The following is a 26874-nucleotide window of genomic DNA, read 5'->3' on the forward strand; positions in this document are numbered from 1 at the left end:
AAGGGCCTACCGGGGAGCGGGGCACCTGAACATGACGGTCGACACCACCAGCATCGCCGCGGGCCTTGAGTCCGTGCGCGCGCAGATCACGGGTGCCATCAAGCAGGCCGCCAACGCGACTGGCGCCAGCTTCGAGTACCTGCTGTCGGCTGCAAAAATCGAATCCAATCTCAATCCGACTGCCGCTGCCTCGACCTCATCGGCGCGCGGCCTTTATCAGTTCATCGAACAGACCTGGCTCGGCACCGTGAAGGAAGCCGGGCCAATGCTTGGGTTCGGCAAATATGCCGATGCGATCAGCAAGTCGGATTCCGGCACCTATTCGGTGAGCGATCCTGCGGCCCGCAACGACATTCTCAAGCTGCGCGACGATCCGGCGATCAATGCCGCGATGGCCGGGGTGCTGACGCAATCCAACAGCTTCAAGCTGACAGGGCAGATCGGCCGCCGTCCGACCGATGGCGAACTCTATATCGCGCACTTCATGGGCGTCGGTGGCGCCTCTAAATTGATCAATGCCGCCGAAAACAATCCCCGCGCCAGTGCCGCCGGGATGTTTCCGAACGCGGCCGCGGCCAACCAGCCGATCTTTTATGATCGCAGCGGCAATGCGCGCAGCGTGTCCGAAGTCTATTCGGTGCTGACGTCGCGTTATGCCAATGCCGCGAATTCGCAGACCACGCGCGCCGCCATCGCCGCGCTCGGAGCCGGATCTGGGGCGCCGCCGGCGTATGCCGCGGCGGCGTCGGACAGCAACGCATTCTATCTCTCCGGCTTTCCGCAGGCGCAGCAAGCCGCGTCGTCGCAGCAGGCGGGCGGTGCGCAGGCAGGCTTCCGGGCGCTATTTCAGGCCGGCGATCGCTCTGAGCCCGTGTCGCCGGCGGTCCGCACATTGTGGGGCAATGGCGCCTCGATCACCGCGGATCCCGCCCCGGCTTCAGCGGCGGCCCAGTCGGCCCAGGGATCGGCTGGCGCACCGGCCGTTGGCCGCCCGAGGCCGTTCGATCTGTTCAGCGACCGCAGCGGACTTTTCAGCAGCTGAGCGGGATCAGCGTACCGCCCCCGCGTCCTTAATAAAATGTCAATAAATGCAGATAGTTATGGTGAACGCTTTGTTAAGCGTCGTGGTTTATTTTGCGTCAATGGCACCCATGAGGGTGTGGTTTTCCAAGTTGCGTAGCCGGCAGAGCCTTAATGATCGTTCGGCAGTTCATCAGTTGGGTACGGACCGCTCCCGCAGGGGAGCGTGCAGAGGCCACCCGGGCTTTGGCCCGGGCCTGGTTGATCTCCGATCTGTCGGAGGACGACCGCGCCGCCGCCGAGGGCGCGTTGCTGATGCTGCTGGACGACGGATCGCCGCTGGTTCGCCAGACCATGGCGGAGGTGTTCGCCCGCAGTCTCGATGCCCCGCCCGCCATTGTGCAGGCGCTGTCGGTCGATCAGGCCTCGGTGGCGCTGCCGATCCTCGAGCATTCCCCGCTTCTGATCGATGCCGACCTGGTCGATATCGTCGCCACCGGCAATGCCGAGACCCAATGCGCCATCGCCCGTAGGGCCTTCCTGCCGCCCTCGATCGGCGCGGCCATTGCCGAAGTCGGGCATGCCGCCGCGACCCTCGAACTGATCGAAAACCCCGATGCGGCGCTCGCGCCGTTCTCGCTGGAACGGATCGTCGAACGCCACGGCCATCTGGCGGCCATCCGGGAGGCGCTGCTCGCCCGCCATGACCTGCCGTCGGCGACCCGGCTGGCCCTGGTCGCCAAACTCTCCGATACCCTCGTGCAGTTCGTCACCGCGCGAAGCTGGCTCAGTGCCGATCGCGCCGCCCGGATGGCCGCGGAGGCAACCGAGCGGTCGACGGTGAACATCGCCGCCCGCTCGCGTGGCGACGACATGCGTGACCTGGTGCGCCATTTGCGCGCGACCGGACAATTGAACGCCGGCCTCATTCTGCGCGCCTTGCTGTCGGGCAACCTCGACCTGTTCGACGCGGCGTTGGTGGAGCTGACGGGCCTGCCGCAGAATCGTGTCTCGGCGCTGGTCTATGATCGCGGTGCCAGCCTCGATGCGCTGCTGGCGCGTGCGGGATTCCCGCCATCGACGTTTGCCGCGTTCCGCGTCGCCGTCGAGGCCGTGCACGAGATCGGCTTTGTCGGAAGCATCGAGGGCATGACACGGCTGCGCCGCCGCATGGTCGAACGCGTGCTGACGCAATGCGAGATGATGAGCTCGGAAGCGACCGAGCCGTTGCTGATCCTGCTGCGGCGCTTTTCCACGGAATCGGCCCGCGAGGAGGCGCGTCTGTTCTGCGATGAACTCGCCGAACTCGATGCGATGGCGCCGATCGATGATCGGCTGATCGCGGCCTGAGGCGCGAACCAATCTATCTCAGCGACGAAGGGCTTATTGTTATTCCCGTGTCATGCGCGGGCTTGACCTCGTAGGCGCTGGCAATTGAAGCGTCTCGACACTCTCAGCTGTCATGCCCGCGAACGAACGTGCCGTGTGGAATTGCTCGCAGGAATGCACGCAGCCGCTTCCCGCGATTCCGCAGGCGCGCGCGAGATGCATAAAGTTTTCTGAAAGTCGCGCGAAAGTTCCCGCTGCATTGCACGACGGGGGCGGATCATCGGCAGCGGATGATCGGCCGTAAATTTTTTTCTCAATTCGTCAAATTATTTTTTCAGCGATCTGCCATGCAGATTGGTCGAATGTTGAAATGAAGAGACACACATCAGAAAAATTGTGACATACGCAGTTTCCATACTTGCTCCTTATGCGATCATCGCAATGATCAGAAAAAATTGTTCACCGTGCGGAGCCGGTTCCAGAGCTCGGTGAAGCGTACGTGTCGAAATTGTGGTGCCTGCGTCTCGATGTGGGGAAGGGGCCAAGATGCGACGGATTGTTCAACGCGGACTGTTGTTGCCGGCTTTGGTCGCGGCGACGGGATTGGCGAGCGGCGGTGCAGCGCGCGCCGGGTGCGCCCCGGCTGCCAGTGCGGGCGACGATGTCCTGACCTGCGATGCGGCAACCGCACCTGATCCGACTGTCGCTCCTGTGAATCTTCTTGCCGGCAACGACCGGTTGACGGTGAACAGCGGAACCTACAGCGGTGGCATCACCGGCGGCGTCGGCACCAAGACGATCATTTTCAATGGTGGCGCGATCGCGAGCTATTCCAACACCACCGGCACGACCTCGATCCTGCTTCCGGACGGCAGCAGCGCAACGGTGAGCGGCAACATCACGACCGGCGATCTCGGCAATCGGTTCGAGATTCGCTCCGGAACCGTGAATGGCACGATTTCGCAAGGCACCGGCATCGACACTTTCATCATGACCGGCGGACGGATCCAGGCGCTTCAGCAAGGCAACGGCCGCGACAGCTTCTTCATGTCGGGCGGCACCATTGTCGGCGCCTTTGAGGACGGTGATGTCGCCACCATGACCGGCGGCACGATCGGCCGCGTCGACATGAAACTCGACAACAATATTTTCAACATGTCGGGTGGCACCATCATCGGCAACCTCGTGGCGGGCTTCGGCAACGACACCGTCACCGTGACCGGCACCAGCGTCATTGGCGGTAACATCAGCCTGAGCGGGGGCACCGACAGGGTCACCATCACTGGCGGCGAGGTCCGCGGCAATGTGCTGATGAGTTTCGGCAGTGACACCGTCGTGTGGGCCAATGCTGGCATCGTCCGCGGCACCATCGACATGGGGGCTGACAATGATAGCCTCACGCTGCGCAATCTGACGGCGTCCTCTCTCAGTGCGACCCAGGGCTTCGACGGCGGGGTTGGAACGGACAGTTTGACGTTTGACAATGTGACGACGGACGGTGTCGCGCGGTTCCGTAATTTCGAGACGGTCGGCGTCACCAATGGCTCGCGACTCACTCTCGACGGCAATTTTGTTTTGGGCGACAGCGGCACTCAAACCGGCACCATGTCGGTTGATGCGACCAGCACACTGCTCGCCGGCGGCGGCTTCAACCCGAGCATTAGCCCCTTTACGGCCGGCCAGTTCGTCTCTCTCACGAATGCCGGCACCATCGATCTCACCAACGGTCCCGCCAGCGCCGCCGACAGTTTGACGGTGGTTGGCAACTATGTCGGGGCCGGTGGCCGGCTGCTGCTCAACACGGTGCTGGGCGGCGACGGCTCGGCCTCCGACAAGCTTGTTGTCTCCGGGGGCGCGGCGAGCGGCAGCACGGGCGTTGTCGTGACCAATCTGAACGGTCCGGGCGCACTCACCACCATCGACGGCATTCAGGTGGTACAGGCAACCAATGGTGCGACCACGGCGGCGGGCGCGTTCTCGCTGTCGGGGCCGGTCGCGGCCGGCGCCTATGAATACTTCCTGTTCAAGGGAGGCGTGACGCCTGGATCGGCCGAGAATTGGTACCTGCGCTCGACGGTTGTCGCGCCTCCGCCGCCCCCCGCGCCGCCTCCGTCGGGCCCCGTGCCGCCGCCGCCACCGCCGCCGGTCGCCGCACCAGGTACGCCGCCTCTGCCGCCGCCACCGCCTCCTGGCGCCGCGCCGATTCCACTCTATCGCCCCGAAGTGCCGATCTACGCTGCCGTGCCGGCAGTCGCCCGCCAGCTCGGTTTGACGACGCTTGGCACGTTTCACGAGCGCCAAGGCGGGCAGTCCATCCTGACGGGTGGCGGCGCTGTACCCGGCGGCTGGGCACGAAGCTTCGGCTTGCACAGCGAGCAGCGCTGGTCGGGTACTGTGAGCCCGGAATTCAACGGCAATTTATGGGGGCTGCAGACAGGCCTGGATCTCTACGCGGCCGAACGGCCGAGCGGTCATCGCGACCGGTTCGGCCTGTTCTTCGGCTATGCCGGGGCGGACGGCGACGTGCGTGGCTTCGCCCGCGGCTTTGACCGGCTTCACGTCGGCAGCTTGATCTTCGATTCCTACAGCCTCGGCGGCTACTGGACCCATCTCGGCCCGTCGAACTGGTATGTCGACGCCGTCGCCATGACGACCTGGCTCAACGGACATTCGCGCTCCATCAACGGTGTCGGCGCCCGTGTCGACGGCACGCTGGTCACCACCTCGCTCGAGAGCGGCTATCCCATTCATCTGATGCAAGGTCTGACCCTGGAGCCGCAAGCCCAGATCATCTGGCAGAATCTCTCGATGAATAACACCGCGGACAGGTTCTCCACCGTGTCCTTTGGTGACTCGGACGCATTCACGGGACGGATCGGGGCCCGTCTTCAGGGTGACACCCAGGCCGGTTTGGCGAGGCTCCAGCCTTATCTGACCGTGAGCGTCTGGCACGATTTCGCTCGCACCGACAAGGTGACCTTCGCCGCGACCGACATCATCCCGACGAAGTACGGCTCCACCGCGGTCGAGTTTGGCGGCGGCGTCGTCGCGAGGCTCAACCAGTCTGCCAGTCTTTATGCGACCGCAAGTCATCTCACCGACGTTGACGGTGAGCGGCGACGGATTCTGAAGGGCAATCTGGGATTGCGCGTCACGTGGTGATTCCGGAGCGCTTTTTGATCCGACGTTCTGCCGGAACTTCAGATCGGCACTAATCGTTCGGCGCGATGCTCGGCGCGAGAATGGCTTCGAGATGCTCGGGGCGATCTTGATTGACCGTGACGAGATACTTGTCGGCCATGCCGCGCAATTTGCGGCTCAGCTCGTCGGCCATGCCGAGCTTGTCGATCCGCTTATGCTCGCGCACGATCGCCTGGATCGCGCTGACATGATAGGCGAGCAGGTCGGTCGGCACCTGATCGAGGCTCGGGGCATGCTCGATGATGCGGGACAGGCTTTCGGCCGCGGCGGCGGCGATCGGATAGCCGAAGGTGGCGGCGTGCCCCTTGACGTCATGCGCGGCGCGAAAGAACTCTTCACGCGCCTGCGGAGTGAAGCCGTTCTTGACGATAGCAGCATGGGCTGCCGCGAGGCGCTCGCACTCGGTCGCCATCCAGTCGTTGAATTCGCCGGACAGATCCGCCAGCGCCTGCTCGGCGCGGGCCACCGGATCGTCCTTGTCGTCGTCGGCCACCCGCCGGACGGCGGCCCGCAGCGGATTGGGCGGGGTGATCACCTGATAGTCGGCGAAGGTCTCGACCTTGAGGGCGGGTTGTTTGTCTGCGGCCATAGCGGTGCCTTCGCAATCTTATCGGGGGTCAGCTTGAAACGCGTGCTTTGTCAATCAAGGCGGACTGCGGCATCACCTCGGCCTTGCCGCCATTGCGGCGCTCCGGTCCGATGTAGGTGTTGGAGGTGTTGCGGCGACGATCCGGGCCGAAATAACTTTTGGTCCGGATGAAGGGGCGTGGGTTCGCGACCACGCTGAGAATGCGCTGATACAACGCCTTCGCGGAAATCGGCTTGGCGAGGAATTCGGTGATCCCGGCATCGCGCGCAATGGTGACGCGGCGCTTCTCGGAATGACCGGTCAGCATGATGATCGGGGTGTAGGGATTGCCGACGGCGTCCGGCTGGCGGATGATCTGGGTGAGCTCCAGTCCGTCGAAGATCGGCATGGCCCAGTCGCAGATCAGGATGTCCGGGACCGAGTGGCTGAACATCTCCAGCGCGGTGGCGCCGTCCTCGGCCTCATAGACTTCGCGCGCGCCGAACGAGTGCAGCAGCGTGCGCAGGATTCGCCGCATGTGCGGGTTGTCGTCGCAAATCAGAAATCGGAGCTTGTTGAAATCGATGCGGAACATGATACGGCCCGGGCGGTGAGAACGAACCGCCAGAAGCGACGGATACACCTGCCGTTAACTATAACGGGGCCGTTGTTAAAGAATGGTTGCGATCCCGCCGATGGACCTGAGCGCGGGCCGTCCAGGGGCGTTTTAGTAGCTGAACTGCTCCCGCAGGATGCGTTCTTCCAGGCTGTGGCCGGGATCGAACAGCATGCGCATCGCAATGGTGCGGTCGGAAATGATCTCGACCCGCTGCACGTTACGGGCTTCTTCGTTATCGGCGACCGCGGCCACCGGACGCTTGTCACCCTCCAGCACCTCGATCACCACAAAGGCGGTGTTCGGCAGCAGCGCGCCGCGCCAGCGGCGCGGACGAAAGGCACTGATCGGGGTCAGTGCCAGCAATGCCGCATTGATCGGCATGATCGGGCCCTGCGCCGACAGGTTGTAGGCCGTCGACCCCGCCGGGGTCGCGACCAGCACGCCGTCGGCGATCAATTCGGGCATCCGCTCGTTCTCGTCGACCAGGATGCGAAGGCGCGCCGCCTGATGGCTCTGCCGAAACAGTGCGACCTCGTTGATGGCGTGGTGGATGTGGACGTTGCCGTGGACGTCGGTGGCGCGCATCAGCAGCGGATGGATGACCGTGACTTTTGCGGCGTCGAGGCGCTCGCCCAGCCCGTGAAAGCTGAACTCGTTCATCAGGAAGCCGACGGTGCCGCGGTGCATGCCGTAGATCGGCTTGCCCGAGCGCATGTGACGATGCAGGGTTTGCAGCATCAGGCCGTCGCCGCCGAGCGCGACGATCACGTCAGCGATATCGGGGTCGTGATTGCCGTAGGCCTTGGTCAACTGCTCGAGCGCCTGCTGAGCCTCCGCGCTGGGGCTCGCAACAAAGGCGACACGGTCGTATTGTTTCGAGACGGTCATTTTTGTCGAACTCGAGCACGGGACCGCGGCGGAAGCTTAAAAAGGTCCAACAGGTCAAAGTCATGGAACGCGCGGTTCTGGTCTATACAACCTTCCCCAGTCTTGTCGAGGCGGAAGCGGTCGGCAAGGTTATCGTGGAGCGGAAGCTGGCGGCCTGCGTGAATATTTTGCCTCGTGTGGTGGGTCAGAAGCTCCCCTCCCGTCGTTGCGAGTCCGAGAGGGAGCTTCTGACCCAAAAACCACACGAGAATCATAGATTCTAGTGTCCCTTTAAATCCGAAGTTCGCTCAGAAGGTGCGGCAAGTTCGAGCGAACTTCGGATTTGGGACACTAGAATGGTCTCGCACTACTGGTGGGAGGGGGTGGTCGAGCGGGCCGAGGAAGTGGTGGCGATCTTCAAGACCCGGACGTCGCTCGCTGGCGATGTCAGCGATGCCGTTCTCGAGCACCATTCCTATACGACGCCGGCCATCATGGTGCTGCCGGTGGAAAGCGTGGAGCGCGGCTACCTCAGCTGGCTGCTGAATGCGACACAGCCGGCGGCGCCCAAATAATAAAGGCGTCGCCGGCTGTCGGAATCCACCGATATCAGTCGATCGAGCTAGTACACCGCGTGGGCGCTCGAGGTCGTGCCGTTGATCGCATCCGCGAGAGAGCGATATTCCGGGCAGGTCGTGCCGCAGAGCTGCTCGATCTTGGCGAGATTGACCTTCGCCACGTCGCGGTGGCCCTGTTCGACCTGCCACAGGCCGTAATACTGCCAGGTCTTCACATGGGCCGGATCGGCCTGCAGCGCGCGCTCGTACCAGATCTGCGACAGCTTGTAGTCGCCGAGCTTGCGATAGGAGTACCCGATCAGGTTGGCGACATCGGCGCGGTCGTCCTGTCCCAGGGTCTTCAACTGGTCGATGGCCGCGGCATAGTCGTTGCGCTCGTAGATCGTCGCATAGGCGTTGCGGTAGCCCTGCAGGAACGCGGGATCGTCCAGGCTCGAGTTTGTATTGGACTTCTTGCTCTTCTTCGGCGGCTTGGATTTTTCGCCGGACGAGGCCGGCGGCGCGGGGGTGTCGGAGCCGGCGGCGAGCACGGGCCCGGTCAGTGCGGAGGTTGCACCAAATGCCAAAACAAATGCAGCCAAGGTCAAGAAACGTGTCACACGTGCCGTCATGCATCTCTCCTGTTGCCGTCGACGCCTGGTTGGCGGCGGAAATCCTATCCGAACCCGAATCCTATCCGAACCATCGTGATGAGAACACCTGCCGCACCGTAACATTCCCTGGTTTTCGTCGATATTTCGCCCGGTTCACCGCAAGCGATCTCGTAGCCGCAAGTGATCTTGGCCGGCTGTGCCGAAGCATGGGCAAAATGTCATCCAGATGAACGCTGTCTGTCCGAGGTCCTCAGAATGAGTTCAGCGCCGCCGCCCTAAGGTTCATGCCGACGATCACAAAATCCGGCCAACCCCGACCGGCCAGCCGTGATCACATCGAGAGGAGATCATCATGTTCAAGACCATCTCAGCCGCACTGCTTGCCGCTTCGATCATCGCGGCGCCTGCAATGGCCGCCGGCACGGTCAAGAGCGATGTCGCGCCGGTCACCAAGCTGGCGCCGACCGCCAAGGTTCTGGACACCAAGGTTCCGGACGCCAAGGTTCTGGATGCCAAAGCCAGCATGCGCAAGCATGTCCGTCATCGCCACCACATCCGCCATCATCGCTCCCACAAGCATTCCGTCGTGTTCAAGAAGCACACGATCGCCCATGTGGCGAAACCGGCGATCAAGCGGGTGTCCTCGGCCAAGCCGGTTGCAGCGAAGATCAGGGGCTGAACGCGCCTCACCAAATGGGGTGCGGTCGCTCTTTGCCCGCCCCGCCAGTGCGGCCGGCGCATCCCATCGAAAGAGAACCCCGGAGTTCGCTCCGGGGTTTTCTGATTCGGTGGCGCGATCGGGGCCGAAAACCAGTCTCCACATTGCGTGCAATCCGCTTTAGAGTTCGCGCCAGTAGGATTTTTCGTGACGTGAGCAGGGCATTGGCGACATTTTGGCGCACCGCGGCCGTGGTGGGCATGGCTTTGGCTGCTACGGCGTGTGCCAGCGGTGGTGACGAGACCGCCCCTTATAGCGGCGGCAGCGCGCTGGCGGTGCAGCCTTATCCTGCGACCTATCGCGCGGATCTCCTCGCGTTCATGCGAACCTATCTCAATGATCCCCGTTCCGTGCGCGATGCGGCTATTGCCGAGCCGGTCCAGCGCGATGTCGGCGGCAAGCAGCGTTATGTCGCCTGTGTGCGCTACAGTGCGAGCGGGCAGGGCGATGCCGGTGCCGGCGAGCGGGCCGTGCTGTACCTCGACGGGCGTCTGGAGCGGCTGATCGAAAAGGGGCGCGAACTCTGCGTCGGGGTGACCTATACGCCGTTTCCCGAGATGGAGAAGCTCGCGCGCTGACGCGAGCGGTCGCGGGACGGGCGTGGTCCGACATTCTCGATCTCGCCGACACACCGGGAACAAATTTCACTGGCTGTAGTTTGTCAGGGTTCAGGTCGGTTGCGGCCTTGCTGGCGCGTTATGTTTAGAAATATTTTTCCGGGGCTATCACCTGATGCTGACATCGATTGGGCGCCTGCTGCTGTCCCTGCTGCTGTGTGCGGCCGTGGCCGGGATTGCGGGGGCTGTCACCGCGCCGGAAATCAACGGCTGGTATGTCAGTCTGGCCAAACCGTCATGGACGCCGTCGCGGTCGACTTTCCCTATCGCCTGGGCGATCTTGTATGTGCTGATGGCGCTTTCGCTGTGGCGGCTGTGGGACCACGCACTGCCGTCGCCCGCGCGGCGGGAGGCGCTCCTGTTCTTCTTCGCCCAGCTGCTGCTCAATGCGGTCTGGTCGCCGGTGTTTTTCGGCCTGCACAATCTTCACATCGCACTCGCGATCATCATCGTGCTGGTGGTGACGATCGTTGGAACGATCTTCACCAGCGCGCGTGTCGATCCACCGGCGGCCTGGATGCTGGTGCCGTATTTCTTTTGGGTGGCCTACGCGACCACTCTGAACGCCGGCATCGTGGCGATGAATTGAGCTGCATAGCGTTTTCCAGCAAAGTGGATACCGGTTTGCGCGAAGAAAACGCGTCAAAACAAAATGCTAGAGCTCCGTTCCGATTCTATCGGAACGGAAATGGCTCTAGCCAAGCCGGGCGATGGCGGCAAACCCCCGCACCCAGAGCCGCGCGCTATCCGGATCGAGCGGAATGCCGTCGGAGCCCAATCGAATAATGACGGTTTCGCTCGGCGGGTCGATGTAGATCCACTGGCCATGGATTCCCAGCGCACAGAGCACGCCGCGAGGCCGGTCGATCAGATACCATTTGCTGCGGTAGCTCCCACCGGGGAGAATCTCGGCGTAGTCACCACGCGCCCATGCTGCGGGATCGCCGCGGGTGTTGATGTCGTCCACCCACCATCCCGGAAGGATCTGCCGCCCGTTCGCGACACCCCGCCTGCGCATCATCTCGCCAAACCGCGCGAGGTCGCGTGGGGTGGTGCAGATGCCGCCGGCGGCACGCATCGCGCCGTGCGCATCGACGGTGATATAGGCATCGTGTTCCGCACCCAGCGGCTTCCAGATGTGATCACTGATCAACTGCGCCAGCGGCTGCCCGCAGGCGCGCTCATAGAGCCATCCCAGCACGTCGGTGTTGGTGGAGACGTAGTGGAAGGTCTCGCCGTGCGGGCGACCGTCCGGCTTCTGCAAAGCGAGGAAGCTGCGTAAGTCGATGGCTTGCTGTCCCGGCAACTGGGGATCCCAGCCGACGGCACGGCGATAGCGGATCACGTCGCCGTCCGGGTCGTTGTAATCCTCGGTGAACGAGATCCCGACCGTCATGTCCAGCAGATGCCGGATCGTACAGGTCGCGTAGACCGATGATGCAAGCTCCGGCAACGTGTCGCGCACCGGACGGTCGGGATCGATCAGGCCGCGATCGGTCAGGATGCCTCCGAGCGCGCCGCAGATCGATTTGCTCACCGAAAAAACGATGTGATGCTCACCTGCATCCATGCCGTTGGCGTACCATTCCGCCGCGATGCGTCCGTGGCGGAGAACGACGAGCGCATCGGTGCTGGTGGTTCGCAGCAGTGCATCGATGGTGGCGGGTTTTCCATCGGGGCCATCGAAAGTCGCGTGTCCGATGTCACGCAAATCGGACTCAAGAGGTGAAGGGACACCCGATGCTGCGATGGTCGCGGTCGGCAGCAGCTGGCGGACGTTGCGAAAGCTCCAGGTCGTGAACGGATAGGTTCTCCAGTTCGCGAGGGTGACGAGCTTGTCGGCCGGCGGCGGAAATCCATCCATCAGACGTGGTGCAGTCACTGCGTTTCCTTTTTTGGCTTTGATCTGCTGTGCATTTTGCGGGGAATTGATTGCGGCGCAAGTTGGCCGTCTTGATTTCGCGAAACAGTGAACAGGATTGTGCCCCACGAAAAATCATTGAATTCAGTGGGGTTCGTTCCGCATGTCGGTTCTGCACGTCGTTGCGTTGCCGCGCGAGCGCCGCAAACCATCTCAGTGACGATTTGAAGCCATGCAGCAAGCGCAGTCCATGCTGCTGCACGCGATGACGGGATGGTGTCGAATGGTCACAGGGATTTAATCTGCCGGACTCACATTGGTCACGTTGTTCGGTCACTTGTCGCGCACCATTCGATACGGAGAGTGCAATGACACGAAGTTCCCACAACGAGTTCGACTCTGAGTTCGTCTCGACGCTGAGGGCGGTGTTGGACGAGGCAGTGAAACGGATTTCCCAAGAAAATCGCACGCCGGCGACCAAGGCCAAAATGGCCGAGCGGATCGTCAGGAGCGCGGCGGCGGGCGTCACCGATGCCGGCGATCTGATCTCGGAGGCCGTGGAAGAAGGACGCGTTCCGGCCGCCTGAGCGCGTGATAAAGTTTAGGACGAAAACAGGCTCCGGGTTTCCGGAGCCTTCGTATTTTAAGGCCCGGTATTTAAGGCCCGTCATTCAAGTCGGCATTTGAGGCTCATGCACGCCAGCAAGAATCGGCAGACGGACTCGGTTGCGGCGTTTCGGCAAGAGGCGTACCGACAAATAAATCGCGGGACTCTTTGCCGGCTCCGGAGTCAGATTATCGCATGTCATATGCGATTCTCAGATCGACATGCGACGGGGCGGCGCTGCAGGCGACGCTCGTGGTAGCATTGGTCACCGCAATTTCGGTGAACGCGGTGCTGCTTCTTGCATTTGTCGGCTAGTTCTCGCCGGCAATAATTCTCCGGCAACCACGGCCGCGAAGCCCGTTCCAAAGCGTCCTGATGCCTATCTGAACTGCGCGCGGCATAGCGGGCTGAGCCTCTTGATATTCTTTTCCATGCAAGCGGTGACCCGGCTGACATTTGGAATGGCGTCGCGGCACAACCGGAAGGCATCGGCACGGCAGGCGCGGCGCTGCTCCGGCGTGCCTGCGGCGTGAGCCGAAAGGACACTCGCAAACGTCAACAGGACGACGGCGAGCGCTAGGCGCTGGATCGGTTTGACCTTGAACACGGCAGCTCCTTTTTTGGGCTCCGGGGCGGGGAGCCTGAGGTTTGCCACGTTTGGATGTGCGTGGGGCGCGATGTTTCCCAAACCGGTTGTGGTTTTCGATGCAAAATCAATAAACTTTGTGGAGCGGCCTCTCAATCCGGGCGATTTTCGGGTGTTGTCTCCACCCGCAGCTGGGTCTTGTCCCTCGCGGGAGACGCTGCTAGCTGTTCGGCGGCGCCGGCTTAGCTCAGCGGTAGAGCAGCGGTTTTGTAAACCGAAGGTCGGGGGTTCAATCCCCTCAGCCGGCACTAGTTTCTTCAATAAAATCAATTATTAGATGTGCGGTAGGTTTTGCTGGCGCAGACCTCTCCCGCTGCAATAGCCACCCGATAGCCACGGATTTTCGACGGCGTCGATTCATATTCGTTCGTTTGTCGCGCCACTTGAATGGCTGAATTTCCGACATCTGATCTCGCAAGGGGAGATCGCAGCGTGATGTCCGATCTCCCGGTTCGCCACCGGCAGTTAGGGTGATATCGCCCATTCGTCGATCGGGAATATCCGCATTGTTGATGCGCGCGAATTAACAAGCCGCGTCGGGCGGCTTGTGTGAGGGCGCGAATTGCCTGGCCGTGCAGAGTCGAAATTGTCCGCCATCTTCCCTGGTTCTCCCGACGGTTTCACGCCTGGCTCATGGACCATGCGTCGAGACGAAGACATGAAGCTGGTCGAAAGCCTCCTGAAGCAACGAGCCCCTCGCTTGACAAGTTGTCCGGCCGCTGCTGATGGTGTTCACGCTGGTTCCTGTCCTGCGACAGGCGAAGAGGGAATGCGACAGGGCCTCGAATTTGGCCCGAATCGCAGCCGCCCCCGCGACCGTGACCGGAGAGATGCCAAAGCCACTGATCCGTGTTGGGTTGGAAAGGCGGGCATCAAGGGCAAAATCCCACTCTGCAAGCCGGGAGACCTGCCAGCACAGGAATTGAAACCGGCGGGCGGGGTGGTTCCGCAACGGGGGACCGACCCTCAATCACGGTTCGTCTGCCTCATTGTCTCCGCCAAACTGCGAGAAGGGCGATGACCGTTACACTCCCCGTCTGTGCGCCATGCCGCGCCGGTGGTAGACCAAGAGACATCAAGACCACGGCGCGTGCGCGTCTGCGTCCGGAGGATGCGGTCCAAGTCGGTTACAGCCATGTTGAGTGAGGTTGCGTGAGTGCCGTTGCGATCAAGGGCTGGTGCCCCGGCGCCTTGCGGCCGATGCGATCGGGCGATGGACTCGTGGTTCGCGTCCGGCCGCACGGTGGGCGGATCGATGCACAGCAGGCGGCTGGACTTGCGGCACTCGCAAAACGATATGGCAATGGCCTGATTGATCTGACTGCCAGGGCTAACCTTCAGATCAGGGGCGTCAGCGATGAAGGCTACGGGTCTCTGATCGAGGAGCTCTCTCGTTTGCGCCTGATCGACCCGGATCCGGAATCGGAGACGCGGCGCAACATCCTGGTGACGCCGTTCTGGGACTCTGGCGATGAGACCTGGTCTCTGGCCACGGAGCTTGAGCAGGAACTTGCGCTGGGGTCGCTCAGCCTGCCGGCCAAGTTTGGATTTGCCATCGATTGCGCGGCGACCTGCGTGCTGGCCGGCGCATCTGCCGACATCCGTTTCGAGCGCGACATTGCGGGTGGGCTCCTGGTCCGCGCCGATGGCCTGCAGACGGGTCGTCCCGTCACGCGCGCAGAGGCCGTGAAGGTTGCGCTCGCGCTGGCTGACTGGTTCGTTGATTCGGGCGGTGCCCGGGACGGGCGAGGGCGGATGGCTGCGCATATCGCGGCTGGTGCAACACTCCCTGAAGCTCTTCATGGCCATGCCAGGCCCGCTCGCGTGCTGGAGGTGCCGCAGCCCGGACTCTCTGCGTATGGCGCGATGGTCGGCGTGGCGTTTGGGCAGCTCACTTGCGACCTCCTCGGTGATCTTGCCGGGCACGCACAAGGTCTGCGGCTGACGCCTTGGCGCATGATCCTTGCGGAGGGGCTGCGCGAGATGCCGGAAAACAAAAGTCTCATCACAAACCCTGACAATCCGATGCTGCGCGTTGTCGCCTGCAGCGGTGCGCCCGCCTGCCGGGATGCGCATGCCGACACGCGCACACTTGCGGCGGCGCTTGCCCCGCATCTTCCTGCCGATGCCCGGCTCCACGTGTCCGGTTGTGTGAAGGGGTGCGCTCAATCCGCTCCGGCTGCGATTACACTGGTTGCCACCAGCTCCGGATTCGATCTCGTCCGCGGTGGCTCGACGCGGGATATCCCCGTCCTGCGTGGACTGAGCTGTGCCGGCATGGTCGCGAACCCCTCTGCGCTTGTGGGAGGGCACTGATGCCACACACCTACGAGACCGATGGTGCCGCGATCTATCGCCAATCCTTCGCAACGATCCGGGCGGAAGCGGACCTCACCCGTTTTTCGCAGGACGAGGAGCCGGTCGTTGTGCGCATGATCCATGCTGCGGGCATGGTGGGGCTCGAAGCGCAGATCCGATTCACGGTCGATATGGCGCGCATCGCGCGGGCGGCCCTGCAGAAGGGGGCGCCTGTTCTGTGCGATGCGCGCATGGTGTCGGAAGGAATCACGCGGTCGCGCCTGCCAGCCGGCAATGCCGTCATCTGTACGCTCAGTGATCCCGCTGTTCCCGCGCTTGCGTTATCCATGGGTAACACCCGCTCCGCGGCCGCGCTGGAGCTGTGGCGGCCGCATCTGGATGGGGCTGTGGTCGCCATCGGCAATGCGCCGACGGCGTTGTTTCACCTTCTCAACATGCTGGAAGATCGCGCTTCTCCAAGACCTGCGGCGATCATCGGTTGTCCGGTCGGCTTTGTCGGCGCAGCCGAGTCCAAGGCGGCTTTGATGGCCAACCCACCGGTGCCGGCCCTCACGGTGGAGGGCCGCCTTGGGGGCTCGGCGATCACCGTTGCCGCCGTGAATGCCCTGGCGAGCTGGAGCGAATAGCTGTGGGACGTATCATCTGCTGTGGTCTCGGGCCCGGCGATCCGGATTTGATGAGTGTGCGCGCCGACCGGGAGGTCCGCGCGGCCAGGCATGTTGCTTATTTCAGGAAGCGGGGCCGTCCCGGCGTGGCCCGGCGCATCGTCGATGGCATGCTGGCCGAGGATGTCCGCGAGTATCCGATGGAATATCCGGTCACGACCGAGGTCGCCTTCGACAGTCCGGACTATGTCCATCTTCTGGCCGGCTTTTACGACGCGTGGGCGGAGCGCCTTGCGCAGCTTGCACGCACCGTCGATGTTGTCGTGCTCTGCGAGGGTGATCCCTATTTTTATGGATCGTTCATGCACCTGCATAGCCGTCTGCAGGGGCGCGTCGAGATCGAGGTCATCGCAGGCATTCCCGGCATGGCCGGCTGCTGGAATGCGGTCGGTTTGCCGATTGCGCTCGGCGATGATGTTTTGACCGTGCTGATGGGCACGCTTCCGGAGGACGAATTCGCTCGGCGCGTGCGCAACTCCGATGCGCTTGTCATCATGAAAACCGGGCGCAATCTGATGAAGATCCGCCGCGGGCTTGCGGCGGCCGGCCGCCTCGGCCAGGCCTGGCTGATCGAACGCGGCACCATGCCGGGCGAGCGTATTGCGCGGCTGGAAGATGTCGAGAACACCGAGTGTCCCTATTTCGCGATTGTGCTTGTGCACGGGCAGGGGCGGCGGACGGACTCCGTCGAATGACGGGCACATTGACCATCGCGGGACTTGGACCGGGCGATCTGGCGCTGGTCACGCCGGAAGTATCCGCTGCACTCGCGGATGCGACCGACATCGTGGGCTACGCGCCCTATGTCGCGCGCGTGCCGGTCCGTGCCGGGCTTACGCTGCATGCGTCCGATAACCGGGTGGAGTTGTTGCGCGCAGGCGAGGCCTTGCGGCTGGCATCGGAAGGACGCCGTGTCGTCGTGGTGTCTTCAGGCGATCCCGGCGTATTCGCAATGGCCTCGGCCGTGTTCGAAGCGCTGGAAGCATCGCCGCAATGGCAAGGGCTTCCCATTCGGGTGCTGCCCGGCGTGACCGCGATGCTGGCCGCGGCCGCGCGCATCGGCGCGCCGCTCGGCCATGATTTTTGTGCCATCAATCTCTCGGACAATCTCAAGCCCTGGCCGATGATCGAGAGGCGCCTGCGACTTGCCGTTGAGGCCGATTTTGCGATCGCGCTCTACAATCCGCGCTCAGTGAGCCGGCCCGAGGGATTTGGGCGCGTGCTCGAGATTCTGGGTGAGGCGGGGCGCGACGATCGTCTCGTGATGTTCGCGCGCGCGGTCAGCACGCCCGAGGAGCGAATTGAGACGGTGATGCTGCGCGAGGCCCGGCCGGAGATGGCCGACATGAGAACCCTGGTGATTGTTGGCAATTCGGCGACCCGCCGGGTCGGTCGCTGGGTCTATGCGCCCAGGCAGGCCCGATGACCAAGCCACTGCATGACCTCAGTCACGCTGTCCGCCCGCGGCCTGTCCGGCACCTGCGGCCGCGCGATCATGATGACGGGAAGGCCGAGTTCGCCCGCGGCATCGATCTTGGCGCGTGCGCCATCTCCTCCGGAGTTGCGGGCGACGATCCATGCGATGCCACGGGCGCGCATCATGTCCAGGTCGCCGGTGAGCGTGAATGGTCCGCGCGAGACGATGACATCGGCATCCGGAAGCGGCAGCGCCGCTTCGGGCGGATCGACAAACCTCAACGTGTAGGCGTGCTGCGGCCTGGTCGCGAAGGGGGCGATGTGCTGCCGCCCGATCGCAAGAAACACCCGCGTGCGTTGCTCCGGCAGCGCCGCGACCGCGGATGCGATATCCGGCACCTCGATCCAGCTGTCTCCGGTCGCCTTTGCCCAGGGTGCGCGCTCGAGCGCGATCAGCGGCGTTTGCGTGATCATACACGCCGCCACCGCATTGCGGCTCATCTCGGCCGCGAAGGGATGGGTCGCGTCGACGACATGGGTGATGCTTTCCCGGCGGATATAGTCGGCAAGGCCGCTTGCGCCGCCGAATCCGCCAGTGCGGGTCGGCAGCGGCTGGTGCGCAGGCGCGCGGGTGCGACCGCCATAGGAGTAGATCGCGTCGAGTTCCGCGCGCGCTGCGGCCTCCGCAAGCAGATTGGCGTCGCTCGTTCCGCCAAGAATAAGAGCGCGCACCATGGCTGATCCCTGGTTGACCATTGTCGGTTGCGGCGAAGATGGCCTTGACGGCCTCTCGGATGCAAGTCGAAAGGCGCTTGCGGACGCCGAGACGGTCTTCGGTGGCGAGCGGCATCTCGCGCTGGCAGGCATCACCGGCCGCGGCCATCCCTGGCCGGTCCCGTTCGCCACGAGCGGCGTGCTGGCTTGCCGCGGCCGCCCGACCGTGGTGCTCGCCTCGGGAGATCCGTTCTGGTTTGGCGTTGGCAGCACTCTCACGGAGCAGCTGAATGACGATGAGTGGATTGCGTATCCCGCACCGTCGACATTTTCGCGCGCCGCGGCGCGGTTGGGATGGCGGCTCGAATCCGTCGTCTGTCTCGGGCTTCACGCGGCACCGTTCGAACGCCTGGTGCCGCATCTCGCCCTTGACGCACGCATCATTTGTCTGGTGCGTGACGGCAAGGCGGCGGGTCTTCTGGCCGAATGGCTGACGATGCGCGGCTGGGGCGAATCGAAGCTCTGGAACCTGGTCGCGCTCGGCGGCCCGCGCGAATCCATCACGCAACATCGCGCCGACGACTACACGGCCGATCCCGGTGAGAGACTGGTGGCTGTTGCGCTGGAACTTTCCGGATCGGATGGGTTGCCGCGCAGTTCCGGACTGCCCGACGCGCTGTTCGTTCATGACGGCCAGATCACCAAGCGGCCGATACGTGCACTTGCGTTGTCCGCGCTCGCGCCGAGACTGGGTGAGAGGTTGTGGGACATCGGCGCCGGCTCCGGCTCGATTGCGGTGGAATGGGCGCTGTGCGGAGGGAGCGCGATCGCAATCGAAACGCGGGAAAGGCGCGCGGCGAACATCCGGGCCAATGCCGCAGCTTTTGGCCTGACGCATCGGATCCGTGTCGTTGAGGGAACGGCGCCCGATATCCTTTCGGGCCTCGAGACGCCGCAGGCCGTGTTCATGGGCGGCGGGCTCGACGCGGCGATGTTCGATGCGATCTGGTCGCTTGTTCCCCCGCGCACGCGGCTGGTTGCGCACGCCGTCACGCTGGAGACGGAGGCATTGCTCGCGGATCTGCAGCAACGTCATGGCGGCGAACTGATGCGGATCGAGATTGCGCATGCAGCCAGCCTCGGCCGCTATCGGTCCTGGGACGCGGTGCGGCCGATCGTGCAATGGAGCGGTTTCAGGTGAAGGTCGCAGGTCTGGGATTCAAACGCGACGTGGATGTCGCTGCGCTGCGCGAGGTGCTCGCTGCAACGGGCTGCGCCGATGGGCTTGCCGCAATCGCAACCATCGGCGACAAGGCCGAGACGGCTGCGCTCCGATTGCTCGCCCGCGAATTAGGCGTGCCGATCAAGGCGGTTCCGGCCGATGCCCTGGTCGGCATCGCCACTTGCACGCAATCCGAATTGATCAAGACGACCTTCGGCACGGGATCCATCGCCGAAGCTGCGGCCCTCGTGGCGGCTGGCCGAGGAGCGCGTCTCATTTCGACACGGACGGTGTCACGGGATCGGACCGCCACCGCGGCGGTCGCGGAAGGAGACGGCGAATGACTGTGCATTTCATTGGTGCCGGTCCGGGCGCCGCCGATCTGCTGACCTTGCGCGGACGCGATCTCATCGCCGCCTGTCCTGTCTGTCTTTATGCCGGCTCTCTGGTGCCCGAGGGGGTTCTGGCGCATTGCCCGCCTGGTGCCCGCATCGTCAACACGGCTTCGTTGTCGCTTGACGACATCATGTCGGAGATCGTCGCCGCGCACGGTGAGGGCAAGGACGTCGCGCGGCTGCATTCCGGAGACCTGTCGATCTGGTCGGCGATGGGGGAGCAACTGCGCCGGCTGCGGGCGCTTGACATTCCCTATTCCGTCACGCCCGGCGTGCCGGCATTTTCCGCCGCGGCAGCGGCGCTCGAGGCCGAACTCACGCTGCCGGGACTCGTACAATCCGTCGTGCTGACGCGAACACCGGGACGGGCGAGCGCGATGCCCGAAGGTGAAAAGCTCGCGGCCTTCGCTGCCACAGGCGCGGTGCTTGCCATCCATCTCTCGATTCATCTCCTGGCCAAGGTGGTAACTGAGCTGACGCCGCATTACGGAGCGGATTGTCCGGTGGCGATCGTCTGGCGTGCGAGTTGGCCGGACCAGCGCATCATCCGCGCGACCCTCGCCACGCTCGATATGGCTGTCGGCGAGGAGCTCGAGCGCACCGCGCTCATTTTGGTCGGCCGGTCGCTCGGCGCCGGGGAGTTCGACGAGAGCCGCCTCTATGCGGCCGACTATGACCGGCGCTACCGGCCGCTCGGCCCGGCGCCGCGCTTTCCGGAGAAGTCCTGATGCCGGCGAGCCTCCTCATCTCCGCGCCTGCTTCCGGTGTCGGCAAGACGACGCTGACGCTGGCATTGGCGCGCGCCTATCGCGATCGCGGGCTGAAGGTTCAGTGTTTCAAGAGTGGGCCAGACTATATCGATCCTGCTTTTCATACCGCAGCCACCGGACGCGCCTCGGTCAACATCGATAGCTGGGCCATGGATCGTGCAACCATCGGAGCGCTCGCCGCGCGGGGGGAGGATTCGGATCTTGTCCTGGCTGAAGGATCGATGGGCCTGTTCGACGGTTCTGCCGCGAAGGGCGTTTGGGGCACCGGCGCCACGGCTGATATCGCCGAGATGATGGGGTGGCCGGTGCTGCTTGTCATCGATCCTTCGGGACAGGCGCAAACCGCTGCAGCTATAGCTACGGGACTGCGCGATTTTCGCGCGGGCGTGCGTATTGCCGGGGTCGTCCTCAATCGCGTCGCCAGTCCGCGGCACGAGAAGCTGGTGCGCGATGCGTTGGCCGGGGTCGACATACCCGTCTTCGGCGCATTGCCTCGCCACGCTGCGATCGCGCTGCCGGAGCGGCACCTTGGCCTGGTGCAGGCTGAGGAGCATGGTGAGGTTGACGGCCTGATCGCAGAGGCCGCACGTGTCGTCACCACGCATGTTGATCTGGATGCGGTGTTGCAGGCGGCGGCGCCCGCCCGGTTGCCACAACGGCCGTCGTCGCCCGCGGTCGTGACGCCGCCCGGTCAGCGCATTGCTTTGGCGCGCGATAGCGCTTTTTCTTTTGTCTATCCGCATATGCTCGAAGCCTGGCGTGCCGCGGGTGCCGAGATCGCAACCTTCTCGCCACTCGCCAATGAGGCTCCCGATGCCGGCGCCGACGTCTGCTGGCTGCCGGGCGGCTATCCGGAGCTGCATGCCGGCCGGATCGCAGCCAACACACGCTTCCGCCGCGCGTTAACATCCTTTGCCGAAACGCGCCCGGTGCATGGCGAGTGCGGGGGCTATATGGCGCTTGGCGGCGGGTTGACCGATGCTGGGGGTGTCCGCCACGAGATGGTGGGATTGCTCGGCCTGGAAACCAGCTTCGCCCAGCGCCGCTTGCATCTGGGCTATCGGCTTGCCGAGCTCGTGGTGCCGATGCCCGGACATCAGGTGGGGGCGCGGCTGCGCGGCCACGAATTCCATTATTCCACCATCGTCTCGCAGCCCGATCCATCCCTGGCCGTCGTTCGCGATGCGGCCGGCACGGGTGTCGCGGAAACCGGCTCGCGGCGCGGCAACACCACCGGCACATTCTTTCATCTGATCGCGGAGGACAGGTGAGCGGCTTCGTTTCCTTTGTCTCGGCCGGTCCTGGCGATCCCGAGCTATTGACGCTCAAGGCGGTTGCGCGTCTGCGCGCGGCCGATGTCGTGCTCTACGACGATCTCGCGTCAGGCGCGATCCTTGATCATGCCCGTCCCAGGGCCAAGCTGGTGGCGGTTGGCAAGCGTGCAGGCCGCCCCTCGACCAAGCAACAGCACGTCAACGAACTGCTTGTCGAGCACGCTACGGCCGGCGCGTGCGTCGTGCGATTGAAGTCGGGAGATGCCGGAATCTTCGGCCGGCTTGAGGAGGAGATCGCCGCGCTGCGCGCGGCGGGCATCGGCTATGAGATTGTTCCCGGGGTTACTTCGGCGTGTGCTGCCGCAGCGCAGGCGGGCATCCCGCTGACCCGACGATACACATCGCGCCGTGTCCAGTTCGTGACTGGCGCCGACGTGACCGGGCAGTTGCCGACCAATCTCAATTGGTCCGCGCTGGCCGATCCGGAATCGACGACCGTCGTCTATATGGGTCAGCGAACGTTCCCGGCCCTTGCCGCGAAACTGATCGCCCATGGTTTGGCCCCCGATACGCCGGCGCTGCTCGCCGAATCTCTCGGTCATGTCGAGGAAAGGCTTGTCCGGACCACGGTTGCGGCACTCGCCGAACGGCTGGCACAAAGCGGCCCCGCAGCGACAGCGGCCGTCATTTTGTTCGGCGCATTGGCGGGAGAAACGCCGTGACGCTGGCGCTGTCCCTGATCGGCATTGGTTGCGGCGACCCCGAGCAACTGACGCGCGCGGCTGTTCGCGCCATCAATGCGGCCGATCTCATCCTGATTCCGCGCAAGGGCGCCCTCAAGTCCGATCTCGCTGAGCTGCGCCGGTCGATCTGTGCGCAGGTGCTCACGAACAGCCGCACGCGCATCATCGAGTTCGATCTGCCCGTGCGTGACGCCGGCCAGGATGACTACCGCAAGGGCGTTGATGAATGGCACGACGCCGTGGCCGCAACCTGGTCGCGGGAAATCGCACGCCATCTCGGAGGTGAGGGGCGCGCGGCTCTGCTGATCTGGGGCGATCCGTCCCTGTTCGATTCAAGCCTGCGGATCGCGCGACGGCTCGATCCGGCACCAAGCATCGAGGTGATCCCGGGCATCACCTCGATCCAGGCGTTATGCGCGGCGCATGCGCTGCCGCTGAACGAGATCGGCGAGCCGTTCCTGGTGACGACGGGGCGACGGCTGCGCGAAGACGGTTGGCCGTCGGGGACGGACACCGTGGTGGTGATGCTCGATGGTGGTATGGCCTTCCAGTCGCTCGAGCCGGATGGGCTGCAGATCTGGTGGGGCGCTTATCTCGGTATGCCCGACCAGGTCATCGTATCCGGGGCGCTGGCCGAGGTCGGCCCTCACATCGTGGCCACACGGCAGCAAGCGCGCGAAAGGCATGGCTGGATCATGGACAGCTATATTATCAGGCGCGACAGAGCGGAGGTGTCGAAATAGTCGCGCGCGTTCTATAAGCGGAAGGTCGGGGGTTCAATTTCCTCAGCCGGCACCAGTTTATGCAGTTTCTTGGCGCTTGGTCATATTTGCTGCGGCGACGGGCCCGGCGCTGGCACGGAGCTTTGTCCGGACCTCGCGTGATGGCATGATGCAACCCCGGTTGAGGCAGACTCTATAGGATTACGTTGATCGTCTTCGTTTCCGTGTAGCTGAGCAGTTCCTCGATGCCTTCCTCCCGTCCGATCCCGCTGTTCTTCATGCCGCCGAACGGCACGCCGAGATAATGCGAGCCGAAGCCGTTGATCCAGATGTGACCGGATCGCACGCGTTTTGCGGTGTTGAGAGCGTTCTTGATATCGTTGGTCCAGATCGCCGCGGTCAGGCCGAATTCCGTGCTGTTCGCGAGGGTGATCGCCTCCTCGAGACTGCGCCAGCGGCCGACGGACAGGATCGGCCCGAAAACCTCTTCACGCCACAAGCGCATCTGCGGCCGAACGTCGGCGAACACCGTCGGCCGGACCCAGAAGCCGCGCTGGAATTCGGCGCCGGCCGGCGGTTCGCCGCCGGCGAGCAGACGGGCACCCTCCCGCCGTCCATCCTCGATGAAGCCGACCACTTTGCGGAGCTGGTCGGCCGAATTGATCGGGCCCATATCAGTATCCGCCCTGGACGGATCACCCACGCGCAGGTCGGCCACGCGGGCCGCGACACGCTCGACCACCGCGTCATGGATATCCTCGTGCAAGAGCAGCCGGCTGGTTGAACCGCACGACTGCCCCTGCCACGTGAAATTCATGCCTCCGACCGCCGCCTTTGCGACGGCGTCCACGTCCGCGTCGGGGAAGACGATCATCGGGTTCTTGCCGCCGAGTTCGAGGGTCACATGCTTGACCCCGGCGTCGGCCGCGGATCGCTGGATGGCGCGGCCGGTGACGGTCGATCCGATGAAGGCGATCCGTTTGATCGCAGGGTGCCTGACAAGGGCGTCACCCGCCGTCCGTCCGGGTCCGGTTATGATGTTGAAGATGCCGGCCGGAAGCGCGTCGCGCGCGATATCGGCCAGCACCATGGCCGAGAGCGGACTGGTTTCGGGCGGCTTGACGATCACCGCGTTGCCCGACGCCAGCGCGGCCGCGGTTCGCGCCACGGCGAACATCAGCGGATGGTTGAACGGCACGATGCGGGCGACGACACCATAGGGTTCGCGCAACGTGAAATGGATCTTGTCCGGCGTGGCGGGAAAGGTCTCGCCCTTCACCTCGTGCGCGAGGCCGGCATAGTAATTCAGGCTTTCGACGGCCATGCGAACGTCGCCGCGCATCGGCGTGATGGTGTTGCCGGTATCCGCGACTTCGACGTGCAGGATTTCCTCAGCGCGCGCCAGCAGCCGCCGTCCGAATTCACGCAACTGCTCCGCGCGCTCGCTCACTGGCATGGCCGACCAGGCCGGCCACGCGGCTTCGGCGGCGGCAGCGGCCCGTGCGACGTCCTCGGCCGTTGCAGAGGGAACACGGCCGATCACCTCCTCGGTAGCCGGATTGATCGAATCGTCCCACAGGCCGCTTTCGCTGACCACGAGTTCTCCGCCGATCAGCATGCGCTCATGTGTCGTGACACGTGCCATGATCCATTCCTTCAATTTCCAATCGTGCGAGATACGATCGGTATCATGTTTTCGTCAGTCCGAGTCAGCGACCGCCGCCTTCGATGGCATGTCGGGCCAGCATGTGAACCGTCCTCCGCGCGGCAGCGCCGCTGCCGGCCAAGACAAAGCCTCCGGCAGAACAGTGCCGAAGGCTTTTCGAGATGCCGCTGTCATCAGAAACTGCGCAGGGCCTGGACAGCGCCGTTGTATCGGTTCTGATCTCTGACATTGAATGTGGTGGCGCCTGCATAACCGGGCACGCCTGTGACATTCACCGTGCCGCTCAGGTTCTGGTCGAGACGGGTGTAGGTGAATTCGGCCGACAGCGTCAGATTCCTGACCGGACTCCAGGCCGTTCGCGTGCCGATTTGAGCGAAGCCGAGCGAAAACGTGCCGGCGAGCGCGGAGCCGGCTGCAACGCTGTTGGGGGGCGGGACCGGCGCGTTGAATGCGGCAAGCAGAGCAGCGTTCGCACCGCTGCCATAGGAGATCTGACTGTACGAGCCGAATACCGAGGTCCGCCAGGCCGGGTTCCAATAATGCTCATAGTAGGCGCTCACCTCCCACGCATCGGTCTTTGAGATGCCGGTTCCATTCGCGGCATTGGTGCCGGTATACACGCCGTCAAGGATGTAGCCGAATGCGATGCCGTTGCCGTTGGCGATGGCGAAACGGCCGGCGCCGAGTTGGTCGATGGTGCCGCCGAAGACATATTTGGCCGCGCCATTGGCGAAGCTGGCTTCGACTTTCAAGCTGTCACCGGTGCCTGTCGGCAGGTTCTTCAGCTCGAAAGCGCCGCTGATCGCGTAGCCCCAGGTGGACGATGGGTGGCCCGTATCGCTGTTGGCGGCGGTATAATATGTCCCGTGGACTTCGTGGGCGGCGGCTGCGATGTGCGCCGATCCCCAGGCCTGGTCGATGCGCAGATTGCCGACAATGTCCGGAACATGGTCGCCGCCCTGCGCGTTGCCGACAAAGCTGTTCGCGACCGTGCCATAGGTCGGGCCGCTGGTGCCGTTGGATCCGAACGGACCAAGAAACGTCACTGCGGTGTTGATGACGCCAGCCGAGCGATAGGGCTGCGCGTCTTCCAGCGAGATCGTCGCCGACAGGCCGTTGCCGAGTGTTGCGGTGTAAGCCAGCATCGGAATGCCGGTTGTGTTGTTCGAACCGGTCATGAAGCCGTTCGAGATAAACGGCTTGCCCAGCGCCCACTGCGGGTCGAACATCGAGACGGCCTTGCCGAAGGTGAATCCGGCGAACTGGATGAATGCAAAGTCGGTTGCGCCGAAGCCGCCGGCGATATTGTCCCGGCCCTGGGTGAAGTCCAGTTGCAGGTTGGCGTAGGTGCGCAGAAGGCCGTAGTCGGTGGCGGTGCGTGTATCGACGAACAGGTTGACGCGCTCGCGCGTCGAGAAGTAGTTGCGGTTGAACGAGCCGGCACCGTTTGCGCCACCCAGCCAGAACGGCGCGTCGTAGACGGCGCCGTTGAAGGCGGTATCGATGCGGATTGCTCCACCGATCCGAAGGCAGGTGTCAGTGCCCGGGATGAAGTAGAAGCCGGCACCATAGAGATTGCAGATCTTGACGTACTCGATTGCTTTGGTCTTTACGGGGAGATCGGCGGCTTGTGCACCGGCCAGGGCGACAAGACCTGCCGCAGAGCCGAGCGTGAGCGACTTAAGAACACTCATGGAAACCTCCAGGTTTGCCCTTCAGGAAGCGTCCCGGTTCCGTTGTGCAA

At 63.7% G+C, this 26874-nt stretch carries 27 protein-coding genes, 1 tRNA gene and 1 riboswitch; of the genes, 20 read left to right on the top strand and 8 right to left on the bottom strand.

Features of this window, described 5'->3' with window-relative positions; genetic code table 11:
- Positions 1 to 31: 31 nt before the first annotated feature.
- From RS897_RS27085 to RS897_RS27095, 3 genes are all read left to right on the top strand, one after another.
- Positions 32 to 1042 (top strand): lysozyme family protein, encoded by a 1011-nt coding sequence (locus RS897_RS27085; protein ID WP_315831789.1) that lies wholly within the window; start codon positions 32 to 34, stop codon positions 1040 to 1042.
- Between the two features lie 152 nt (positions 1043 to 1194).
- On the top strand, positions 1195 to 2370 hold the full coding sequence (locus RS897_RS27090; RefSeq protein ID WP_315831790.1) for a DUF2336 domain-containing protein: 1176 nt from the start codon (positions 1195 to 1197) through the stop codon (positions 2368 to 2370).
- 525 nt (positions 2371 to 2895) lie between these two features.
- Complete coding sequence (locus RS897_RS27095) at positions 2896 to 5511, top strand: autotransporter family protein (protein ID WP_315831791.1); 2616 nt, start codon at positions 2896 to 2898, stop codon at positions 5509 to 5511.
- A 49-nt stretch (positions 5512 to 5560) separates the two neighbouring features.
- Here the strand turns inward: RS897_RS27095 and RS897_RS27100 are convergent, their stop codons facing one another.
- The 3 genes from RS897_RS27100 to RS897_RS27110 form a co-directional block, all read right to left on the bottom strand.
- The gene (locus RS897_RS27100) at positions 5561 to 6139 is read right to left on the bottom strand and encodes an Hpt domain-containing protein (protein WP_315831792.1); all 579 of its coding nucleotides are present in this window, start codon (positions 6137 to 6139) and stop codon (positions 5561 to 5563) included.
- A gap of 28 nt (positions 6140 to 6167) precedes the next feature.
- Entirely contained in the window at positions 6168 to 6713 is a 546-nt protein-coding gene (locus RS897_RS27105; protein WP_315831793.1) for a response regulator, read from the bottom strand.
- A gap of 132 nt (positions 6714 to 6845) precedes the next feature.
- Positions 6846 to 7625: an NAD kinase gene (locus RS897_RS27110; protein ID WP_315831794.1), complete on the bottom strand. Its 780-nt coding sequence runs from the start codon at positions 7623 to 7625 to the stop codon at positions 6846 to 6848.
- 62 nt (positions 7626 to 7687) lie between these two features.
- Here RS897_RS27110 and cutA (RS897_RS27115) point away from each other — a divergent pair, with 62 nt between their 5' ends.
- Both cutA (RS897_RS27115) and cutA (RS897_RS27120) read left to right on the top strand, forming a co-directional pair.
- Entirely contained in the window at positions 7688 to 7888 is a 201-nt protein-coding gene (cutA, locus tag RS897_RS27115) for a divalent cation tolerance protein CutA (protein WP_315831795.1), read from the top strand.
- Positions 7889 to 7960: 72 nt separating this feature from the next.
- The gene (gene cutA / locus RS897_RS27120; RefSeq protein ID WP_315831796.1) at positions 7961 to 8179 is read left to right on the top strand and encodes a divalent-cation tolerance protein CutA; all 219 of its coding nucleotides are present in this window, start codon (positions 7961 to 7963) and stop codon (positions 8177 to 8179) included.
- Positions 8180 to 8226: 47 nt separating this feature from the next.
- Here cutA (RS897_RS27120) and RS897_RS27125 read toward each other — a convergent pair whose 3' ends face one another.
- Positions 8227 to 8793: a tetratricopeptide repeat protein gene (locus RS897_RS27125; protein ID WP_315831797.1), complete on the bottom strand. Its 567-nt coding sequence runs from the start codon at positions 8791 to 8793 to the stop codon at positions 8227 to 8229.
- Between the two features lie 334 nt (positions 8794 to 9127).
- Between RS897_RS27125 and RS897_RS27130 the strand changes: the two genes are divergently transcribed.
- The 3 genes from RS897_RS27130 to RS897_RS27140 all read left to right on the top strand — a co-directional run bounded on the left by RS897_RS27130 (position 9128) and on the right by RS897_RS27140 (position 10699).
- Positions 9128 to 9454 (top strand): His-rich protein BRANT, encoded by a 327-nt coding sequence (locus RS897_RS27130; protein ID WP_315831798.1) that lies wholly within the window; start codon positions 9128 to 9130, stop codon positions 9452 to 9454.
- Positions 9455 to 9645: 191 nt separating this feature from the next.
- Positions 9646 to 10071: a hypothetical protein gene (locus tag RS897_RS27135; RefSeq protein ID WP_315831799.1), complete on the top strand. Its 426-nt coding sequence runs from the start codon at positions 9646 to 9648 to the stop codon at positions 10069 to 10071.
- Between the two features lie 154 nt (positions 10072 to 10225).
- Positions 10226 to 10699 (top strand): TspO/MBR family protein, encoded by a 474-nt coding sequence (locus tag RS897_RS27140; protein WP_315831800.1) that lies wholly within the window; start codon positions 10226 to 10228, stop codon positions 10697 to 10699.
- 105 nt (positions 10700 to 10804) lie between these two features.
- Here the strand turns inward: RS897_RS27140 and RS897_RS27145 are convergent, their stop codons facing one another.
- Entirely contained in the window at positions 10805 to 12016 is a 1212-nt protein-coding gene (locus tag RS897_RS27145) for a serine hydrolase domain-containing protein (protein WP_407654571.1), read from the bottom strand.
- A gap of 323 nt (positions 12017 to 12339) precedes the next feature.
- Between RS897_RS27145 and RS897_RS27150 the strand changes: the two genes are divergently transcribed.
- The 6 genes from RS897_RS27150 (at position 12340) to cobJ (ending at position 17634) form a co-directional block, all read left to right on the top strand.
- Positions 12340 to 12558: a hypothetical protein gene (locus RS897_RS27150; protein ID WP_315831802.1), complete on the top strand. Its 219-nt coding sequence runs from the start codon at positions 12340 to 12342 to the stop codon at positions 12556 to 12558.
- 842 nt (positions 12559 to 13400) lie between these two features.
- Positions 13401 to 13472, top strand: a tRNA-Thr gene (locus tag RS897_RS27155).
- A gap of 473 nt (positions 13473 to 13945) precedes the next feature.
- Positions 13946 to 14153, top strand: a riboswitch (cobalamin riboswitch).
- Positions 14154 to 14376: 223 nt separating this feature from the next.
- Entirely contained in the window at positions 14377 to 15540 is a 1164-nt protein-coding gene (cobG, locus tag RS897_RS27160) for a precorrin-3B synthase (protein ID WP_315831803.1), read from the top strand.
- Entirely contained in the window at positions 15540 to 16169 is a 630-nt protein-coding gene (locus RS897_RS27165; RefSeq protein ID WP_315831804.1) for a precorrin-8X methylmutase, read from the top strand. The genes cobG and RS897_RS27165 overlap by 1 nt, the downstream gene beginning before the upstream one ends.
- A 2-nt stretch (positions 16170 to 16171) precedes the next feature.
- On the top strand, positions 16172 to 16903 hold the full coding sequence (locus tag RS897_RS27170; RefSeq protein ID WP_315831805.1) for a precorrin-2 C(20)-methyltransferase: 732 nt from the start codon (positions 16172 to 16174) through the stop codon (positions 16901 to 16903).
- Positions 16900 to 17634, top strand: a complete 735-nt coding sequence (gene cobJ, locus RS897_RS27175; protein ID WP_315831806.1) for a precorrin-3B C(17)-methyltransferase — start codon at positions 16900 to 16902, stop codon at positions 17632 to 17634. The genes RS897_RS27170 and cobJ overlap by 4 nt, the downstream gene beginning before the upstream one ends.
- Here cobJ and RS897_RS27180 read toward each other — a convergent pair.
- On the bottom strand, positions 17610 to 18359 hold the full coding sequence (locus tag RS897_RS27180) for a cobalt-precorrin-6A reductase (protein ID WP_315831807.1): 750 nt from the start codon (positions 18357 to 18359) through the stop codon (positions 17610 to 17612). The two genes, cobJ and RS897_RS27180, sit on opposite strands and share 25 nt — an antisense overlap.
- Between RS897_RS27180 and cbiE the strand changes: the two genes are divergently transcribed.
- From cbiE to cobF, 6 genes are read left to right on the top strand one after another with little or no spacing between them, the layout of a single operon-like run.
- Positions 18358 to 19539, top strand: coding sequence for a precorrin-6y C5,15-methyltransferase (decarboxylating) subunit CbiE (cbiE, locus tag RS897_RS27185; RefSeq protein ID WP_315831808.1), 1182 nt, complete (start codon positions 18358 to 18360; stop codon positions 19537 to 19539). The genes RS897_RS27180 and cbiE overlap by 2 nt on opposite strands.
- On the top strand, positions 19536 to 19904 hold the full coding sequence (locus RS897_RS27190; RefSeq protein WP_315831809.1) for a cobalamin biosynthesis protein: 369 nt from the start codon (positions 19536 to 19538) through the stop codon (positions 19902 to 19904). The genes cbiE and RS897_RS27190 overlap by 4 nt, the downstream gene beginning before the upstream one ends.
- Positions 19901 to 20683, top strand: a complete 783-nt coding sequence (cobM, locus tag RS897_RS27195; protein WP_315831810.1) for a precorrin-4 C(11)-methyltransferase — start codon at positions 19901 to 19903, stop codon at positions 20681 to 20683. The genes RS897_RS27190 and cobM overlap by 4 nt, the downstream gene beginning before the upstream one ends.
- Positions 20683 to 21996 carry a cobyrinic acid a,c-diamide synthase CobB gene (locus tag RS897_RS27200; protein ID WP_315831811.1) on the top strand — a complete coding sequence of 438 codons (1314 nt, stop codon included), beginning with the start codon at positions 20683 to 20685 and terminating at the stop codon, positions 21994 to 21996. Before cobM ends, RS897_RS27200 begins: the two co-directional genes overlap by 1 nt.
- Positions 21993 to 22721, top strand: a complete 729-nt coding sequence (gene cobA, locus RS897_RS27205; RefSeq protein ID WP_315831812.1) for a uroporphyrinogen-III C-methyltransferase — start codon at positions 21993 to 21995, stop codon at positions 22719 to 22721. The genes RS897_RS27200 and cobA overlap by 4 nt, the downstream gene beginning before the upstream one ends.
- The gene (gene cobF, locus RS897_RS27210) at positions 22718 to 23485 is read left to right on the top strand and encodes a precorrin-6A synthase (deacetylating) (RefSeq protein ID WP_315831813.1); all 768 of its coding nucleotides are present in this window, start codon (positions 22718 to 22720) and stop codon (positions 23483 to 23485) included. Before cobA ends, cobF begins: the two co-directional genes overlap by 4 nt.
- 172 nt (positions 23486 to 23657) lie before the next feature.
- On the opposite strand, the gene RS897_RS27215 is transcribed toward cobF, so the two are convergent.
- Positions 23658 to 25109, bottom strand: coding sequence for an aldehyde dehydrogenase family protein (locus tag RS897_RS27215; protein ID WP_315831814.1), 1452 nt, complete (start codon positions 25107 to 25109; stop codon positions 23658 to 23660).
- A 194-nt stretch (positions 25110 to 25303) separates the two neighbouring features.
- Complete coding sequence (locus RS897_RS27220) at positions 25304 to 26824, bottom strand: porin (RefSeq protein WP_315831815.1); 1521 nt, start codon at positions 26822 to 26824, stop codon at positions 25304 to 25306.
- Positions 26825 to 26874 lie beyond the last annotated feature (50 nt).

It is taken from the genome of Bradyrhizobium prioriisuperbiae, from assembly GCF_032397745.1.
GTDB lineage: Bacteria > Pseudomonadota > Alphaproteobacteria > Rhizobiales > Xanthobacteraceae > Bradyrhizobium_A > Bradyrhizobium_A prioriisuperbiae.

Bases quoted from the DNA above. Each gene is read 5' to 3' on its own strand.
- RS897_RS27165 (WP_315831804.1), top strand. From the start codon at position 15,540: ATGCCACACACCTACGAGACCGATGGTGCCGCGATCTATCGCCAATCC.
- cutA (WP_315831795.1), top strand. From the start codon at position 7,688: ATGGAACGCGCGGTTCTGGTCTATACAACCTTCCCCAGTCTTGTCGAG.
- cobM (WP_315831810.1), top strand. From the start codon at position 19,901: ATGACTGTGCATTTCATTGGTGCCGGTCCGGGCGCCGCCGATCTGCTG.
- cobJ (WP_315831806.1), top strand. From the start codon at position 16,900: ATGACGGGCACATTGACCATCGCGGGACTTGGACCGGGCGATCTGGCG.
- RS897_RS27220 (WP_315831815.1), bottom strand. From the start codon at position 26,824: ATGAGTGTTCTTAAGTCGCTCACGCTCGGCTCTGCGGCAGGTCTTGTC.
- RS897_RS27095 (WP_315831791.1), top strand. From the start codon at position 2,896: ATGCGACGGATTGTTCAACGCGGACTGTTGTTGCCGGCTTTGGTCGCG.
- cbiE (WP_315831808.1), top strand. From the start codon at position 18,358: ATGGCTGATCCCTGGTTGACCATTGTCGGTTGCGGCGAAGATGGCCTT.
- cutA (WP_315831796.1), top strand. From the start codon at position 7,961: ATGGTCTCGCACTACTGGTGGGAGGGGGTGGTCGAGCGGGCCGAGGAA.
- RS897_RS27130 (WP_315831798.1), top strand. From the start codon at position 9,128: ATGTTCAAGACCATCTCAGCCGCACTGCTTGCCGCTTCGATCATCGCG.
- RS897_RS27110 (WP_315831794.1), bottom strand. From the start codon at position 7,625: ATGACCGTCTCGAAACAATACGACCGTGTCGCCTTTGTTGCGAGCCCC.
- RS897_RS27105 (WP_315831793.1), bottom strand. From the start codon at position 6,713: ATGTTCCGCATCGATTTCAACAAGCTCCGATTTCTGATTTGCGACGAC.
- RS897_RS27125 (WP_315831797.1), bottom strand. From the start codon at position 8,793: ATGACGGCACGTGTGACACGTTTCTTGACCTTGGCTGCATTTGTTTTG.
- RS897_RS27150 (WP_315831802.1), top strand. From the start codon at position 12,340: ATGACACGAAGTTCCCACAACGAGTTCGACTCTGAGTTCGTCTCGACG.
- RS897_RS27090 (WP_315831790.1), top strand. From the start codon at position 1,195: ATGATCGTTCGGCAGTTCATCAGTTGGGTACGGACCGCTCCCGCAGGG.
- RS897_RS27140 (WP_315831800.1), top strand. From the start codon at position 10,226: ATGCTGACATCGATTGGGCGCCTGCTGCTGTCCCTGCTGCTGTGTGCG.
- RS897_RS27215 (WP_315831814.1), bottom strand. From the start codon at position 25,109: ATGGCACGTGTCACGACACATGAGCGCATGCTGATCGGCGGAGAACTC.
- RS897_RS27180 (WP_315831807.1), bottom strand. From the start codon at position 18,359: ATGGTGCGCGCTCTTATTCTTGGCGGAACGAGCGACGCCAATCTGCTT.
- RS897_RS27200 (WP_315831811.1), top strand. From the start codon at position 20,683: ATGCCGGCGAGCCTCCTCATCTCCGCGCCTGCTTCCGGTGTCGGCAAG.
- RS897_RS27085 (WP_315831789.1), top strand. From the start codon at position 32: ATGACGGTCGACACCACCAGCATCGCCGCGGGCCTTGAGTCCGTGCGC.
- RS897_RS27100 (WP_315831792.1), bottom strand. From the start codon at position 6,139: ATGGCCGCAGACAAACAACCCGCCCTCAAGGTCGAGACCTTCGCCGAC.